Origin of the sequence: Dyadobacter pollutisoli, from assembly GCF_026625565.1 — a bacterium.
Taxonomy (GTDB): Bacteria; Bacteroidota; Bacteroidia; order Cytophagales; family Spirosomataceae; genus Dyadobacter; species Dyadobacter pollutisoli.
Window position 1 is genome coordinate 5,060,556 of sequence record NZ_CP112998.1, and the last position, 16,032, is coordinate 5,076,587.

The following is a 16,032-nucleotide window of genomic DNA, read 5'->3' on the forward strand; positions in this document are numbered from 1 at the left end:
TTTCTAAAAAAATTTCAAAACCATTTCACCTTGCATTTGGGGCACTTTTTAAGGTGTTCGCAATCATTCCAGGTCAGCCAATCATAATCGCGCAGCGGCTGCTGGCATCCCGGACAATTCCACTGCCGTCTCATGTTCTCCTTCCATTTCACGCGCCTGTTTTCCAGATCATAGTGCCTGTTCATCAGCAAAATGATCAGCCTGCCAATGTATGGAATGGCCAGTAGCACGTCCATTTTTTTCTGTATTTCAATGAGGTCTACGCGCTCTTTTTCAAGCACCAGCCACACCGGATGCAGCTCTGAAAACTCATGAATAAAGTCGTCGGGCTTCTTATCAAACCGGAAGATTTTGCCGGGATCAAAAGGGATTTTACCTAAAATAATCTTGCTTCCGGTCGTAAACTGCGTCTTTCTGATGCGCACGCCGTCGACGTAAGTACCATTCGACGAGTCGTTGTCTTCCAGTATCGCCGAATTACCGTCTCCCAATGTCGCCAGGGCGTGATAGCCGCTGACGCTGGGATCGTCCACCACAATGTCATTATCCGGCTTTCGGCCAATGCGTAATTTTTGCGGTTTCATGATAAAAGGAGGTAAAAATTGATCAGGGCTGAATCAATGGCGTGATCTCGTCTGTTTTCCGTATCGGGTAGCTTTTGCTGCCTATCCTCAGCAAATAGGATTGCTTGTCGAGATCGTATTCAATGCTGATCTTCTGCGTTTTTTCGGTGAGCGTGCCGGAGTATAATTCCAAAACATTCGTGAACCGGTAATGAAAGTCGTACTGCTTGCTTCGGATAATGGTAACATCCATCGGTTGGTTGCTCTGCAAAACCGGTTTAAAATCCACCACTTTCCAAGTCAGCATTGGTATCCTGAATGTCTCTGAGCCGCCTTTTACCCGTACTTCCACCCGGTCGCCAATGCTGTCTTTTTCTTTCAAGACTGACCAGGTACCAATGATCATAATGGCTACCGAGGCCGCTACGGCCAAATAAGACCAGTTTCCCCAGCTGACTTTTTTTACATTCTTTTTCTCCTGATCTCCCCCAACCAATTCCCTGACATTTTCCTCTTCTGAGTCATCGTCGTTCCATTCAGCATGAAAAGTATTGAAGAGTTTTTTCAAAGAGTCTTTCTCCGCCTTGCTTCTGATCAGGTTACGGACTGCTTCCTGTGCCTGTACTTCCAGTCTCAGTCCGGAGTCTTCTGACATGTCTTTTTCAAATGAATGCTTTTCACCGTCGCTTAATTCCTGGTCCAGGTAGCGGTCTATGAGTTCGGTCTTACTTTCATTTTCCATGATCAGGTCAACTGTAAAGTTGTTTCAAAACATTTTTGCCCAAAAAGCGGGCTTTGTCCATGCATTTGTTTTTCTGGCTTTTGGCAGAATTGTCGTCCGCAAACCCAAGCTTTGCCGCGATCTGCGACATCGACAGTTTATCGTAGTAAAAAGCCTGTAAAAGCATCATACATTTTTCACCGATCTGCCCCAACACTTTTTCCAATGCTGGCATATAAGGCGAAGTGTCGTCATCTTCCAGTACAGCCGCTTCCAGTTCCTCATCAAACCCCGACGCGACCATCTTCCCCCTTTGCCGCAAACGGTCGATCCATTTGTAATAGCAAATGGAATAGAGGTAAGTCGAAAGCTTGCTGGTCAGTTGGTCCAGCTTGTCTTTTCTGATCTGCAACACCACTTCCATCATCGATTCCTGGTACACATCCTGGGCGTCGTCATTACTACCACTGTTTTTGAGCACCAGATGCAGGATCTTTCCAAAGTTCTCCTTGTAAAAAAGTCCGAGGGCTTTTTCATTACCATTTTTGATGGCCTGAATCAATGGAAAATCCGGAGAACCGATCTCAGTTATCATAGGTAGGTCGCTAAGACGAGGGAAATGTCACTTCGAATTTAAAATATTTTTTTGTTATACGTAATCTTCTGATTACAAAATAATTAAAGGATAATCTGATATAAATTATGGTTACAAAACAACCGTTTATATCAAACTATCCTTTATGTGCCGTCCGACAATGTTTGCCGGACGGACGGTGTATTTCAATACCTCGTTCCGCTATTTCACAAAGCCCGGATTATATTTTTATACCAAATGACACATTAAAACTGCGCCCGTCCGAGCTCCATACACCTGCGCCGGGGTACATGGTCGGGCGTTTGGTGAAGTATTGTTTGTCGGTAATGTTGTTGACGCCCACCCGCAATGTGTAGCTTTTGGAAATGTGCAGCGTAGCATTCAGGTCCAGCAGGCCGTAGCCCGGTACTTTGCCAATGGTACCATTCGCCGAAGGTTCGACGGTATTGAGCGGATTCGCAAAATTGGAACTGACGTAGCTGTACTGGCACGTTACAAACAGCTTTTTGTACAGAAACTGGGCACCGTTCCGCGAGATCCAGGTCGGTACGCCTTCCACTTTGTTTCCGGCTACGCTTTTGTTTTCATTGTTCACCACTGCATTGCCTTTGACATACTCGGCATCAAAGTACGAGGTGGACGTAAAAAAGGACAGCTCGGTAGGTGTGGTGTTATTGTAAGCTTTGAAAGCTGTGTATTCCAGGTATGCCTCCACGCCCCGCGTCCTGCTGTCGCCGGTTACGGTTCTTAAAAGATATGCGGTATTGTTTTCGTCGCGCATCGATACCGTCCCCATCCGGTGATTGATCATCACCTGGAACACGCCGATATCGTATCTGAGGGCGTCCCCGATACTTCCGTTTACGCCCGCTTCCAGGTTATAACCGTATGCATCTTTGAGATTTTTATCCACTCTTTCCAGCACCGATCCCGGAATGATATCCTTGAACACCACCGGTCGGTAGGCCTGCGAAAACCCTGCGTAGGCGCGACTGTTCTCATTAATGTGGTATTGGCTGCTGATTCCCAGTAAAGGAAATTTATGCTTGATCCGGTTAGGAAGGTTCTTCGGGTCGTAGTAACTGATGGTACCCGTCATATCCGTCGAGCCACTTTCAATGCGTATTCCAGGTGATACGGTCAGCTTTGGCGTAATGAAAATCATATTTTCGAGAAACAGGGCCACATTCCCTGTTTTCAGGTACATATCCCTGCCAAATGCCGGATCGGTGAGCGTCAGATCAAAATCGCTGCCAGTGGTGCCTTTGCCCAGTTGCCTGCGGCGCAATTTGTTGTGCATATACTGTACTCCTCCCGCCACAATGTTCCGCACGCCAGCCACCTGATACTCATGCATTACCCGTAGCTCGGACGTGAAGCTTTTGAAATTATCAATGTCCACCTGCCGTGCTTTGTACGAGTTTGTTGCCGGATTAATGGTGTCCGCAACATTCGCGAATGCGTCGAACATCACGCTATTTCTTGCCCCGTAAACACCCGAATTCGTAAATTTTAAATGTGTCGCCGGGCTGATCTTCCAGTCCAGAACAATGGATGGAACATAAATATCAGGATTGAAATAATTACGTGACCGCGTCGACTGCCGTGGGTCGGCCGCGAACATTGCATCAGTCAGCGGGCCTGGGATTTGGTACACGTACGATGACCTACCTAGTTCAGCTTTGATTTTTAGTGATTGATTAAACTCATAGGTCAGGCTCACAAACTGCGATTCCGCGTCAGATTTGGCATTTTTACGATATCCGTTTGAATGTCTTTTCTGATAATAGGCCGAGTAGGTCAGCTTTCCTACCTTGCCGCCTATTGCATTGTAAGAACTGAACAAACCGAATGAGCCGCCGGAATTGATGCTCTCAAAACTGAATGCGCTGGTTGTGTCCGGGCCTTTGGTCACATAGTTGATCATTCCGCCAAACTGCGCACCATATTGTAAAGACGAAGTGCCTCGTACCAGCTCGATCCTTTCGATGGATTCCATGGCCGGGCTGTAATGACTGGCCGGATAGCCGTACATATCGGAATTCGTGATCACACCATTCTGGCGAATGTTGTACTCCCAGGATCTGTGCGGGTCTAAGCCACGTGTAGAAATATTGACCTGGTTGCCGCTGCCGTCCATGTCATAGACGAACACGCCTGGTATTTTTGCAAAGATCTGCCTGCCGGTTTTCTCGGTGATATTGCCGTTTACACCGGCCATTTGTATGGTTTCACTTTTTTTACCTGCCAAAATGTAGGTATTGTGAACGTCCGGCAGGCGCTCCGTCCTGATGACATTCTTGCGTTCCTCAATCGTTACTTCGTCCAGATCAAGGATTTTTTCGTCACTCTGCTTTTCCTTCTTTTCAGTTTGGGCAAACGCATTGGGTAAAAAGGTGACTGACAATAAAATAACGAGGAGTGGAAATGTAAAGGTGGTTTTCATTTATATATGTTTATTAGTAGATTTCCTTACATCTGTGTATCGGGGTGAAAAGTACGCCAGCTATGCCAGAACTCCTGGTAAGCATTGATCCTTTTGAGGTCGGCCCCGGTACCCGATATTCGCCTTCCGAGCAGGTTGAATGAGGAACCATCCGCGAAAAGTGTGTCGTTTCTTACTGACACATCATGCATATTGGCTGATTTATCAAAGGCAAAAAAGCTTTGATTATCAGAGGAAATAACCAGCACGACAGGCAAATTGCCGACTTTATCATTAATGACCCGGTCCTTTTTCAAGCGGTTCCAGTCAAATGCTTTGCTTGCTTTGCCAGCCTGGATGCCTACTACCCACGATTTATCTTTCCAGGAAACAGTGTCTGTCTTGGTCAATGTGGATTTCCCCTTCCCGCTTTCGTAGCGGCTCATGGAATCATATTTGGCTTGATAAATCGGATCTGGCTGCATGATCTTGCTGTCGGGATGTAGTTTCAGCCATTGCGACAGGGACGTTTGCGTACTGGCCATTTCCGGCAGCATTTGTCCTTTCAATGGGCCTGCGATGGCTTCACCATTGGCTTGTCTCCACCAGCTGCCCGTTGTTTCGTCTTCAAACATGGCATTGAAATGATCCATACCTACCAGCCTGAAAGTTTCAGGCTTACCACTCACCGCGGGTTCAAAAACACGACCTGTGCGACAAACGGTGCAGTATGTTACCATGATAGGCGTACCACCGAGCACGTCGCGCACCTGATGATGGTAGCCGATAAACTGGATCGGATATGCTTTGGCCTCTCCATTGGATTCCACTCCGATAATGAGGCGGTCGGTTTTCACCTTGTTAGCGGGCGCGCCGTTGGTAATTACTTCATTGGGTTGATAAAACATGGTATCGGCCGCCATTTCGTAGTTGGTGGCGTAGGTAATGCCCGCCGCGAGTAAAAAAAGCAATGCAGGAATCCATTTCATTTTTCCTTTCAATACCGATACCGTACCGATCAGGATCATTGCCCAAAAGACGATCCGGAAGGCCCAGCGCCAGGTATGCAAAAAATGAGCAATGTCAATGCTGTTCATCTGCTGGCTGCCCGGCATAGGCATAATGAAATACACTTTCGCGATTTCATACAGGATGATACCAATGATACCGAAGTAGAATATTTTTCTCATAAACAGATCACGTTTTTATAGTCAATAAAAAAGAAACGGATTCGCCATGTGGCAAATCCGTTTGCCTAATATATTAACCTATGATAATGCACTTCAAAAAATCATTTGCTCCCTGATGTTACAATGAATGCCACCAAAAACGGGACTGTAAATACCAGCAAGGCATTACCGAACCCTCCCAACACACTCACCATGGAACCAATAAAAAAGACCGCCGTCGCCGTAAAAAACCGGCCGACATTGAAACAAAAACCAGTGGCAGTACCTCTGATATTCACCGGAAACAATTCAGGGATATAGCTTGACAATGCTCCCTGGCTGATCCCGAAACAGAAAGACAACATTGCGGTTTCGATGTAAATAATATTGGAAAAACTACTGTTGGTAATAAACAGCACACAACACATGATGAGGCAAGTGGCAAATGTGGCCATCAATGTTGTTTTCTTGCCAAACTTGTTGATCAGCATTCCCGAGAATACGCCGCCGGTAATACCGCCCACACCCAACAGGATCATGATCAGCCCGCGCTCTTTTTGTCCGTCCTGTCCGGTGGCGAGCAATGTTTGCACCCACGTGGGCAGCCAGGAGAATATTCCCCAAAGTCCAATCAGTACCGATCCGAAAATGATAGATCCTGTGATCAGGTTTACTCTGTTTGTTTTATAAAAAATCCCTTCGCCATTGTCTTTCATGGTTTTGGTATGCTTCCATTTGTCCGATTCCGGTGCGAGCAGAAAAATAAGCAATGCCGCAATTACCGGAATGACGCCGATACCGAAAGCTGTGCGCCAGTTTGAAAAGATCAGGTTGAGGCTTCCTGTTGTCACTATTCCCACGGGAAAGCATACGGCCAGGATACCGAGTATGACGGCCCTGCTACGCTCCTCCCAAATTTCGGAAATGTAAACCGTTGCGATCAGGAGCACGCCGCCAACACCCATTCCGGTTATGAAACGAAAGGCCAGTAATGTGTACCAATCCGGCACGATGGTGACCAGGCAAGTACCAATACCATACAATGCAGTCACCAATGCCAGTGATCTCACCCGGCCAATGCGATCACTGATCACTCCGAAAAGCAATCCGCCGCACATCCAGCCGTACAGGTAAACTGCGCTCACGTAAGCACCTATGTCGCCTAGCTGTGCCTGGGACAATGCCCCACCTTTCAGCTCGGGAATCGCGACAGGCAGGTACACCGACATCAGTGTCGATACGGTCCCGCTCAGCGTATAGCTTACCACGCACAGTGCAAACGCGAGCCATTTTCCGCTCACGCTTTTTGCTTCTACATTGGTTAATTCCAAAGTCTCCATGGTTTCGAAGCTGATTATCTGAATAATTGATCAAAATTGAGACTCACATAATACAGCCCTCCAACTGCCGGGGAGCCGTATGCCTGCACAATGTATTTATTGGTAATGTTCGAACCGCCTATTTTGACAATCGTTTTCAGGCTTGGTATGCGGTAGCTAACCTGCGCATCCACCAGGTTGTAAGCCTGTACTTTTCCAGGGCGCATTTCCGTAAATGTTCCGTACCAGTCGAAAGAGCTCTGCCAGTGCCATGCTACATTAAAGCCAAGCTTGTCAGTCAGTTTTGCATTGCCGAACATGACATTCGTTTTCCATTTCGGCGTGTTAAAAGCCGGAATGTTGTTAGGATCTGCGTTTTTGATATTGAAATCAATGAAGGTCGTATTGACATTCAGCTTGTAATTTTTAGGCAGGGAGTAGGTAACGCCTGCGCTGACACCTTGAATGGAAACTTTGTCGGCAGCATTCGTATATAACTGGAATAACTGTCTGTCAGCTCCCAAAAGCTCGGCGGCAGCGGCAGGGTTGACCGATCCATCTGCTAATAGAATGTTTGATTTCGCACGGGCCACTACGGTATTGATCATAAAATCGGTGTACTGGCTGAAATAGTAATTTACGTCCACCAATACCTTCTTGCTGATCAAGCCTTTGTAACCAATTTCATAACTCTTAACTTTTTCTGATTTGATATAGGGCACATTCGACTTTACGAGTTTGTCTTTGTTGTTCGCAACCGCCTGTGGAAATGGTGTGCCCCTCTGCATGTCAGCACCGAATGCGCTGGCAAATTGTGAGAACGACGCGATCGTAACTGAGTTTTCATAAGCATTCAGGCCTTGTGAATTCACCGGAGCTCCTCCCAGAATGATGATCGGCCCCACGTTCAGCTTAATGTATTGGTCACCAATAGTAGGGTTACGAAATCCTGTCTGGTAGGAAGCGCGGAAATGATGATTTTCTGTCGGAGAAAATACAGCGGAAGCACGCGGCGTGAATCGCCCGTCAAAGTTTTCGTTCTTATCGTACCTGCCAGAGACGGTCAGTTTCAGGTGATCTTTCCACAATGATTTGGAAGCTTGTGCAAAAAATCCGTATTCTCCGTTAGTCAGGTTTTTGTCTTTATCGTCAAAAAGCGTCCCTCCGGTATTGAGATAGTATTTCCGATAATTGCCACCCACCTGAAAGTTGACCACCTTCAAAATTGGGCTGAAATCGTACATACCTTCAATGTGGCGCAGGCTGCATTGGCTCAATATCCCCGCTCCTGCCAGGCCGCGGGTTTGTATCAACCGGTCTTTGGCAGTATTGTAAGCATCAGATCCCGGCAAAATCCTACCCGCGTCGGCAAATGACCGTGCTACCGTGTGATCCTGTTGCGTCACACCAGCCACTATGCCATTGTAAGCGGCTGCATATCTTTCAAACCAGGTCGCATCCGCCTTGTCCGGTGTTACTGTCTTACCGGTCAGATCCTGAACCCAGGTACGGTTAATCTGCTGGCCCAAAGCTCGGGTATTGTAAGAATTGGTGGAATACTCATGATTGGTATAGGCACGCACGTAAAAATTGCTGCCTTTCAATTCCAGTTTATGCTGTACAAATTTGAAATCATTGATCACAAAACGATTGCTACCTGTGTACTGCGCCGTTCCCTGATTATAATTTCCCTGATAAATCGCTTCCAGTTTGTCAGTAATGCGATAATGCAGCGCGCCACTTAGTTTCAGGCTATACACACCGTAAGTCGCAAGGTCCTTTTCTTCATATCCTGTGCGTGACACGCGGCCAATGTTAGGAAGTGTTTGAGCCACTTCGTCACCGTAAATGTTCAGCTGATTTTTGCCGGGGTTGTTAGGTCCGCGATTGCCAGCAGGAGTATTAGGGTCAATGTCGGTGTAATCATTGGCATACCAGTCAGTACCTTTCAAATACGACGCATTCACTTTGAAAGCCAGCCTATTATTGAATGCTTTGGCATACCGAACGGCAACATCGTACAATGGTTTCGCACCAAGGTCGGTACCGTCACCAATATGGTTGATCCCAAATTTAGTCTGAGCGCTCAGGCCCTGGTATTCAAATGGATTTTTAGTGCGTGTATTAAGCATTCCGTTAAAAGCGATCGGGCCGTACAATGCTGAGGCAGCTCCCGGGATCAGCTCGGCACTTTCCACATCAATATCATGAGGACCGAAAAGATTGCCCATCGCAAAACCCAAACCCGACGGCTGGTTATCCACACCGTCTACCAGTTGCAAAAAGCGGCTGTTACCGGTCGTGTTAAATCCTCTCGTGTTGATTTGTTTATAAGTAAGGCTGCTAGTCACCATATCCAGCGACTTCATATTCACCAATCCGTCGTAGTAGTTCGCGGAAGGAGTCTGCTGAACAGCACGGGAGTCCATTTTTTCAATGCTAACCGGCGAGCGCAAAATATTTTCTTCCACCCGCGAAGCCGATATTACCACCTGGTTTAGTTCCTCAATAGCGGGTACCAGATTAATACGAAGGTTTTCCGCAGAAGCCACTTCTGTTTCCTGACGGGCGTAACCGATCAGCGAAATAACCAATGTTGCGGGTAGTGATGATTTTAATTCAAAAAAGCCTTCGGAATTCGTGATCGTACCGGTATTTTTTCCTTTTACCGAAATGGAAACCCCTGAAACCGGTTTTTGTGAATCCTGGTCATAGATATGGCCGGAAATTTTAGTCGTCTGCGCTACAGCTATCTGCGTGAAGCACATACAAAGCATTAAATAGAGACAGGGTAGATATTTTTTCATATAACGAGTTCAAATACTTAGGAAGGTTGATTTTGTTTCAAATGATCGTAACCATTGGCCAGACGGTTGTAGCCGTTATCGACTAACCTCTGACCAAGGCCTTGATAAAATTCAGGATTGGCAGGCGCAACGGTCGCCATACCGTCTACATAGCGGTTGTATAAGCAAAACAGGGCAGCAATAAGTACAGTATCATGAATTTCCAGGTCAGTAGCGCCATTGACTTTTGCTTCCGCAATGGCTTCGGGCGTCACCGCCCTGCCGCTAACCTGAACTTGTTTAGCGATTTTGAGCAGCGCTTTCATTTTGTCACTCACGGGTGCAGCGTCAATGTCCTGCTTCATGATTTCGCAGGTTTCGGTATTTCCAAGCAGCAAATCCGCAGTCGCGGTATGCGCCGCCGTACAAAACCGGCATTCATTATTATGCGACACGATGGTAGCGATCAGCTCGCGCTCACCAGGCGTCAGCGTCGATTCGCCCCTTAGCAAAAACTGGGTCAGCACACGGATGGGCTGCGCAGTATGCTTGCTATATTCCAGCAAACCGGTAATGCCCGGCAAGTGCCCAGGCAATGGTATATGTGGCATTTGATTGTTCGTTTTTAAAAAGTCACCTGTTAAACTGTCGTCTCCACGGGATATCTCACATAACCGGTAAATGCCATACGCTGACCCATTTCACGATATGCCTCATGGTCTTGCGGAGCCCAGGTTCCGAGTCCGTCCACATAGCGGTCGAACATACAGAAAGCGGCTGCAATCAGCACGGTATCATGAATTTCCTGATCGTCTGCACCTTCTGCGCGTGCAGCTGCCACGTCCTCGTCTGTTACCTGTTTGCCACTTTTCTGCACTTTGGCAGCGATGTTAAGCAAGGCCCGCAGTTTGGGAGTAACGGCTATTTCCCGAAAGCCCTTCTTGATGTCATCGATCAGGGCAAGGTCGCATTCGAGGTGCGCCATCGCGGCAGACGCGTGGGAAGTGTGACAGAAATGGCAATCGTTTAAATGCGAAACGTAAGCTGCGATCAGTTCGCGTTCACCGCTGGTCAATGGAGATTCGCCTCTCAGCAAGGTTTCTGCCAGCAATTGTAAAGGTGCCGCAGTCTCAGGCCGGAAGTTGAACAATCCTACAATTCCCGGAAGTGACTCATCGGGTAATGCTATATGCGCCATTTTTTGGAAAGAATATCTGTTAGTAATTTTTTTGATTCTTTCCCGACCCAATACATACGTTATAAAAATGAAGCACAAATAGCCTCATGTGCAAACACATGATGATGGTCACGAGAAAAGAAAAGAGAATTGACTAAGCCAAATTGGGCGGCGGAGATGGAATAGCAGTATGCGTTTCGGGCAAAACTGAATTAACGGAAGGAAAATGAATGTCATTTGCGGCGGTCCATTCCAGCACGTAAAAAACATGCTTACGGTCCTGCGCCATGTATTCTTTAAGAAAGTTCTTCAAAATCAGAGAATGCGTGTCTTTTTCAGGTGCGTTATTATTTCCGGTCACCTGATCATTGATTTTAGAAGCCAGGTCACTGAACCTTTCGCGCGCACTCTGGTCGTATTCACAACGGACGATCAGCGTGTCATTCACGAGTTGCTGACTTTTCATTTGGTAGAAGCGGCCTTCGTGCTCGATCAAGCCTTGCGCGGGCTGCGGTGCTTCCCAGTTATTCTGATAAGGAACAGCCACAGGCACTTTAATCACAATATCTTCCGTTCCGCTCGATTGCTGAATGAAATCCTTACCCACAGCACTCACCGTCTGCTTCTCTTCCGACAGATAAACTACGGAGTAGCCCACCATGTTGTAAAGCAGCAGCCCAAGAAGCAATATGGATAAAATCCTGCGCAATGTGAAAATATTGAAATTTTAGCCTGAATTATGCAAATGTATAAAAAGCTGTATAAATATGGGGAATTGTGGTTTAAATATTTCAGTGTTAGGCTTAATACCTCATTCATGACCCAGTCACATCTAACTGCGTATAACTGCATACGTTTCATCACTTCAAACCATTACCGTTTAATAAGTCTCATACTACAAATAGTTTTATTTGATTAAACGGTTTTGTATGTTTCCGATAATTAATTATAAAAAATCAACAAACTATGAAACGACGAATAATCCCATGGGCTATTGCCCTTTTTTTTTCTTGCCGCTTTTAGCTGTGAGAAGAACAAACCTGATCCGGAATGCAAGGATGCATCCTGTTGCAGTCCTGATTTGAATGAATATGTAGAATATCTAGTTGACGAGCCTGTGGCACTATCCGGCCCTCCATATTTCTCCAAATACGCACTCCGCTTTTCCAGAGATTTCCCAAGTAATTCTGACGGAAGATATTTAGCCAATCGCTCGGCAATATGCGAAAACTCAATTTACAGAATTGAAGGACTCCCACTAACCTATGGTGATCAAAACGATCCTGATTCGTTTCCATATCGGGTTTCGGGTAAGTTATTGGACTGGGCAGGTGAAAAGATTGTACACCTGCCAGTACTTACACTATACATTGACAAAATTGAAACAATAAAATAATAGACCTTCCGAAACATATGAAATCTTCATTAAGATCTCATCGCAACCTGGTTACATCCAATCGCGTATAACGTAATACGTTTGATCGCTTCCAACCACTACCTTTAAATAAGTCACCTATTACAAATAGTTTATTTGACTAAACGGTTTTGTATGTTTCGGATAATTAATTATAAAAAATCAACAAACCATGAAACGACGAACAATACCCTGGGTTATCGCCCTTTTCTTTCTTGCCGCTTTTAGCTGTGACAAGAACAAGCCGGATCCTGAATGCAAGGATGCATCCTGCTGTCACCCAGAATATAATGAGTATGTGGAATATATTATGGATGAGCCCGCATTATTGATGGGGCCTCCACAATTCTCTAATTGGGCCATAAGGGTCACTACCGGATATCCAACCGGCAGTAATAATGCAAAATCAAATCTTTTGGATATTTGTGAAAGCTCTTTGGATAAAATACAAGGCTTTGTTCCCGAAATTGATACTGCCCAAGGTGTAATATATCGCTATCGGGTTTCAGGTAAAGTACTTTCTGATGTCAAAAATCCCAGGCTAGTGGCCACTCCATTGCTTTCGATAAGTATAGACAAAATTGAAAAAATAAAATAATAAATCTTCCGAAACATATGAAAAGAAATTTAATAATCTATTTGTTCTATATATTATTTTGGAATAGTGGAATTATTTTAGCCCAATCCAAGTATAACGCCCCATATAAACTCCAGAGAGACGACTCCTTCAACGCCCTGTTCAGGGAAATGACAGATAATGGCTGGCTTTTCTTCAAAGATGACCAACCTGCTCATATGTCCCCGGATGCTTTTATAAGGCAGTACGCCAAAAATCTTGGCCTTTCAGACGGCTACCATCTCAAAGCCGTTAAGGAAGACACAGATACGCAAGAGGACATCAAAATCAAAACAAAGCACCAGCTCTTTCGGCTTTATTATAAAAATGTAGCCGTGGAAGGAGGTGAATTTAGTCTTCACTCGGTGCACGACGTTTTGAAAGTGGCCCATGGACGCATTGTTGCGGGGTTGGAAGTGGATGTTTCAAAGCCCATAGATGTCAAAACTGCCCTGGAAACGGCCATGTCGGAGCAAAAACTAACAAGCGATGATTTTGATAAAAAAGAAGCACCGGAAGGGGAACTGGTCCTTACACGGACCGATGAAAATTTCCTTAAGGAAAGTTATGTGCTGGCCTATTCCTTTGAGCTCAAAGGTGAAAAAATAGCTGAGCCATATAAGGTATTTGTGCATGCGCAAACGGGTAAAGTCTTAAAAAAAATCCCGCTGTTTAAGAATTGTTTTGGATCTTCGGCCGTCCAAGGCGAGCCTGTAAAATTGGGTTCAGGTACATCATATAAATTACCTAAACCTGGCATAAGCTCCCCCCTGGTGGCTTCCAACCTGATCCCCAATTATACCCGGTACCTGAACGGACAAGGCAACCTGACCTTTGAAACGGAGCAGGTAGGCGCACAATTCAGGCTCAGCGCTTACAACAACCAGCTGAATACCCGTATTGATGTCAATAATACCGGACAGTGGAGCAATAACCCGGATGTTTTTAACCTGACCAACAATTGGAGTAATGCTAACCGGAATGCCACCACGGCTCATTGGCTTACTCAGAAGACCCATGAAATGTACCAGACGCTGTTTTTAAGAAATGGATATAATGGAAACGGGGCCTATCCACGGGTATTGGTACAATGGGCCCAAGTTAACGCCGTGTGGACCGGGGTTGATATGATCAGATTTGGAAGAGCGCCAAATAACAACAGCCTCGTAACAGTCGATGTTGTGGGTCACGAATATACACACGCAGTGAATGATTATACTGCTAACTTAACATATGAGCGAGAATCCGGAGCCTTGGATGAATCCATTGCGGATATTATGGGAACTACCCTGGAATTCTACTTGCTGGGGCCAAACGCCAATTATGAAATTGCCGAAGATGCGGACCAATTAAGGAGCATGTCGAACCCTTTTCAGGCATTTCATAACTGGGATACTCCCTTTTTCACTTCCCAGCCACAGCCGGATAGCTATCTTGGGCCTGGATGGATGCCCACCAATGATCTCAATAATGATTTTGGAGGTGTTCACACGAACAGCGGCGTCATGAACAAATGGTATTGGTATATGCGTACCGGTGGGCCTACAGGAACACCTTTGGATTATAATAAACCTGCAAGAATTGTACAAAGGGCCCAACAGTATTATTTACAACCTAATTCGGGTTACGGCGACGCAGTAGAGGCAACTAAACAGGCGGCAATAGATATTTATGGAAGTTGCTCAGATGTTGCCAGGCAAGTTTCATACGCATGGACTTTGGTTGGAGGAGGTATTATTCAAAGTACTACTTCCTGCCCCGACTGTAATTTTACCATTGCACCAGTAGCAACTCCTTCTAATACCTCGTGTGGTGCCCCGGTTACGTTAACCGCCAACTGCGTCGGATCAGGATGTAATCACATCAATACCTTTCAATGGACAGGGACAAATGTGGGCCAGAATGGCAAAACCATTTCAATCAATTCTCCAACTACACCAGGTTCGTATACTTACAATGTAAGCACTACGAAACTAGGTTGCTTTTTAAACGTCCAACCTGTAACAGTTACTACTACACAATGCAACCCTCTCTCCGGCTCATGCAGCCCGGAGAACGTTGTTGGCTATGGTAACGCTTCCGAGAACAATACTTATACGGTCTATGTAGGCTCAGCCGGTACCTACACCGTCAAAATAAATTACGCGCGGTGGGAAGCAGCTTCTACAGTCAATGGTAGTGTCAAAGTCAACGGAGGAAGTAACCAATCGCTCGGATTTGCTTATACAGGTGGTTCGGAGAATTATCAGGATGCAAGTTTTAGTGCTTCACTGTTAGCAGGGAACAATACTTTCAAGATTTATGGTGGAGCAGAAGGTTATTTTAAGACAAAAAAGGTTTGCATAGAAGGTACCGTAAGTTGCCCCACTCCAGCCCCAACGCTTAGCGCCAATCCGTCTACCATTAATTCAGGAGGAAGCAGCACGCTTACGGCTTCCAACTGTGGAGGAACGGTAACCTGGTCTCACGGCTTGGGGACCGGCGGCGCGAAAACCGTATCCCCTACAACACCCACTACTTACACAGCAACTTGTACAGCCAATGGCTGTACAAGTAACAGCGCCAGTGTAACGGTTAATGTTAATGGTCCTGTCTCCGGTGCGTGTAGTTCAGAGAATATCGCTGGTTATGGTAATTCTTCCGAAAACTATACTTATACAGTCAATGCAAACCCAGCAGGCACCTACACCGTCAAAATAAATTATGCCCGGTGGGAAGCGGCTTCTACAGTCAATGGCAGTATCAAAGTCAATGGAGGAAGCGACCAATCACTCGGATTTGCATATACCGGTGGGTCGGAGAACTACCAGGATGTAAGTTTTACAGCTTCTCTCGTTCAAGGAAACAATACTTTCAAGATTTATGGTGGCCCAGAGGGTTATTTTAAAACAAAAAAAGTTTGTATTACAACTCCTGGTGGCCGCATTGGCTATGAAGACATGGCCAGCATAAATGAGTCTGAGGATATGACGCTTACCGTATCCCCCAATCCAAACTCAGGTGAATTTGACGTTTCCTTCTATTTGGGAAAAGGCAAAAAGGCCACCCTTTCAGCTTTTGATATACAAGGTAAGTCCGTTTATGAGCACACGATTATGGGCAACGGCAAACATAGTGAAAAGGTCGTCCTACCTGTCAACCTTTCAGGTACTTTCATAGTCAGTTTAAATAAAGGAGAGGGTATTGAAAATAAGAAAACCATAATTATAAAATAAGAAAGAAGCATTCGTAATAAAGAGGCTGCCAT

General features: G+C 45.8%; 12 protein-coding genes. 2 read left to right on the forward strand and 10 right to left on the reverse strand.

Annotated elements, in window-relative coordinates; genetic code table 11:
* Window positions 1-14 precede the first annotated feature (14 nt).
* From ON006_RS20585 to ON006_RS20630, 10 genes are all read right to left on the reverse strand, one after another.
* The gene (locus ON006_RS20585; protein WP_244823741.1) at window positions 15-584 is read right to left on the reverse strand and encodes an FHA domain-containing protein; all 570 of its coding nucleotides are present in this window, start codon (window positions 582-584) and stop codon (window positions 15-17) included.
* Between the two features lie 22 nt (window positions 585-606).
* Complete coding sequence (locus tag ON006_RS20590; RefSeq protein ID WP_244823742.1) at window positions 607-1,305, reverse strand: anti-sigma factor family protein; 699 nt, start codon at window positions 1,303-1,305, stop codon at window positions 607-609.
* 7 nt (window positions 1,306-1,312) lie between these two features.
* A complete protein-coding gene (locus ON006_RS20595; protein WP_244823743.1) occupies window positions 1,313-1,879 on the reverse strand; it encodes an RNA polymerase sigma factor in 567 nt (188 codons plus the stop codon).
* Window positions 1,880-2,099: 220 nt separating this feature from the next.
* The gene (locus tag ON006_RS20600; RefSeq protein ID WP_244823744.1) at window positions 2,100-4,325 is read right to left on the reverse strand and encodes a TonB-dependent receptor family protein; all 2,226 of its coding nucleotides are present in this window, start codon (window positions 4,323-4,325) and stop codon (window positions 2,100-2,102) included.
* A gap of 26 nt (window positions 4,326-4,351) precedes the next feature.
* Window positions 4,352-5,494, reverse strand: coding sequence for a DUF3179 domain-containing (seleno)protein (locus ON006_RS20605; protein WP_244823745.1), 1,143 nt, complete (start codon window positions 5,492-5,494; stop codon window positions 4,352-4,354).
* A gap of 101 nt (window positions 5,495-5,595) precedes the next feature.
* Window positions 5,596-6,813, reverse strand: a complete 1,218-nt coding sequence (locus tag ON006_RS20610; protein WP_244823746.1) for an MFS transporter — start codon at window positions 6,811-6,813, stop codon at window positions 5,596-5,598.
* 14 nt (window positions 6,814-6,827) lie between these two features.
* Window positions 6,828-9,599 carry a TonB-dependent receptor gene (locus ON006_RS20615; protein ID WP_244823747.1) on the reverse strand — a complete coding sequence of 924 codons (2,772 nt, stop codon included), beginning with the start codon at window positions 9,597-9,599 and terminating at the stop codon, window positions 6,828-6,830.
* A gap of 17 nt (window positions 9,600-9,616) precedes the next feature.
* Window positions 9,617-10,189 carry a carboxymuconolactone decarboxylase family protein gene (locus ON006_RS20620; RefSeq protein WP_244823748.1) on the reverse strand — a complete coding sequence of 191 codons (573 nt, stop codon included), beginning with the start codon at window positions 10,187-10,189 and terminating at the stop codon, window positions 9,617-9,619.
* Window positions 10,190-10,218: 29 nt separating this feature from the next.
* A complete protein-coding gene (locus tag ON006_RS20625; protein ID WP_244823749.1) occupies window positions 10,219-10,776 on the reverse strand; it encodes a carboxymuconolactone decarboxylase family protein in 558 nt (185 codons plus the stop codon).
* 133 nt (window positions 10,777-10,909) lie between these two features.
* Window positions 10,910-11,464, reverse strand: coding sequence for a hypothetical protein (locus ON006_RS20630; protein ID WP_244823750.1), 555 nt, complete (start codon window positions 11,462-11,464; stop codon window positions 10,910-10,912).
* A gap of 877 nt (window positions 11,465-12,341) precedes the next feature.
* Here ON006_RS20630 and ON006_RS20635 point away from each other — a divergent pair.
* Both ON006_RS20635 and ON006_RS20640 read left to right on the forward strand, forming a co-directional pair.
* Window positions 12,342-12,767, forward strand: coding sequence for a hypothetical protein (locus ON006_RS20635; protein WP_244823751.1), 426 nt, complete (start codon window positions 12,342-12,344; stop codon window positions 12,765-12,767).
* Window positions 12,768-12,784: 17 nt separating this feature from the next.
* The gene (locus tag ON006_RS20640) at window positions 12,785-16,000 is read left to right on the forward strand and encodes a M4 family metallopeptidase (protein ID WP_244823752.1); all 3,216 of its coding nucleotides are present in this window, start codon (window positions 12,785-12,787) and stop codon (window positions 15,998-16,000) included.
* The last annotated feature ends 32 nt before the right edge of the window (window positions 16,001-16,032 follow it).

Coding starts and splice junctions, on each gene's coding strand:
- ON006_RS20585 (WP_244823741.1), bottom strand. CDS start 584: ATGAAACCGCAAAAATTACGCATTGGCCGAAAGCCGGATAATGACATT.
- ON006_RS20590 (WP_244823742.1), bottom strand. CDS start 1,305: ATGGAAAATGAAAGTAAGACCGAACTCATAGACCGCTACCTGGACCAG.
- ON006_RS20595 (WP_244823743.1), bottom strand. CDS start 1,879: ATGATAACTGAGATCGGTTCTCCGGATTTTCCATTGATTCAGGCCATC.
- ON006_RS20600 (WP_244823744.1), bottom strand. CDS start 4,325: ATGAAAACCACCTTTACATTTCCACTCCTCGTTATTTTATTGTCAGTC.
- ON006_RS20605 (WP_244823745.1), bottom strand. CDS start 5,494: ATGAGAAAAATATTCTACTTCGGTATCATTGGTATCATCCTGTATGAA.
- ON006_RS20610 (WP_244823746.1), bottom strand. CDS start 6,813: ATGGAGACTTTGGAATTAACCAATGTAGAAGCAAAAAGCGTGAGCGGA.
- ON006_RS20615 (WP_244823747.1), bottom strand. CDS start 9,599: ATGAAAAAATATCTACCCTGTCTCTATTTAATGCTTTGTATGTGCTTC.
- ON006_RS20620 (WP_244823748.1), bottom strand. CDS start 10,189: ATGCCACATATACCATTGCCTGGGCACTTGCCGGGCATTACCGGTTTG.
- ON006_RS20625 (WP_244823749.1), bottom strand. CDS start 10,776: ATGGCGCATATAGCATTACCCGATGAGTCACTTCCGGGAATTGTAGGA.
- ON006_RS20635 (WP_244823751.1), top strand. CDS start 12,342: ATGAAACGACGAACAATACCCTGGGTTATCGCCCTTTTCTTTCTTGCC.
- ON006_RS20640 (WP_244823752.1), top strand. CDS start 12,785: ATGAAAAGAAATTTAATAATCTATTTGTTCTATATATTATTTTGGAAT.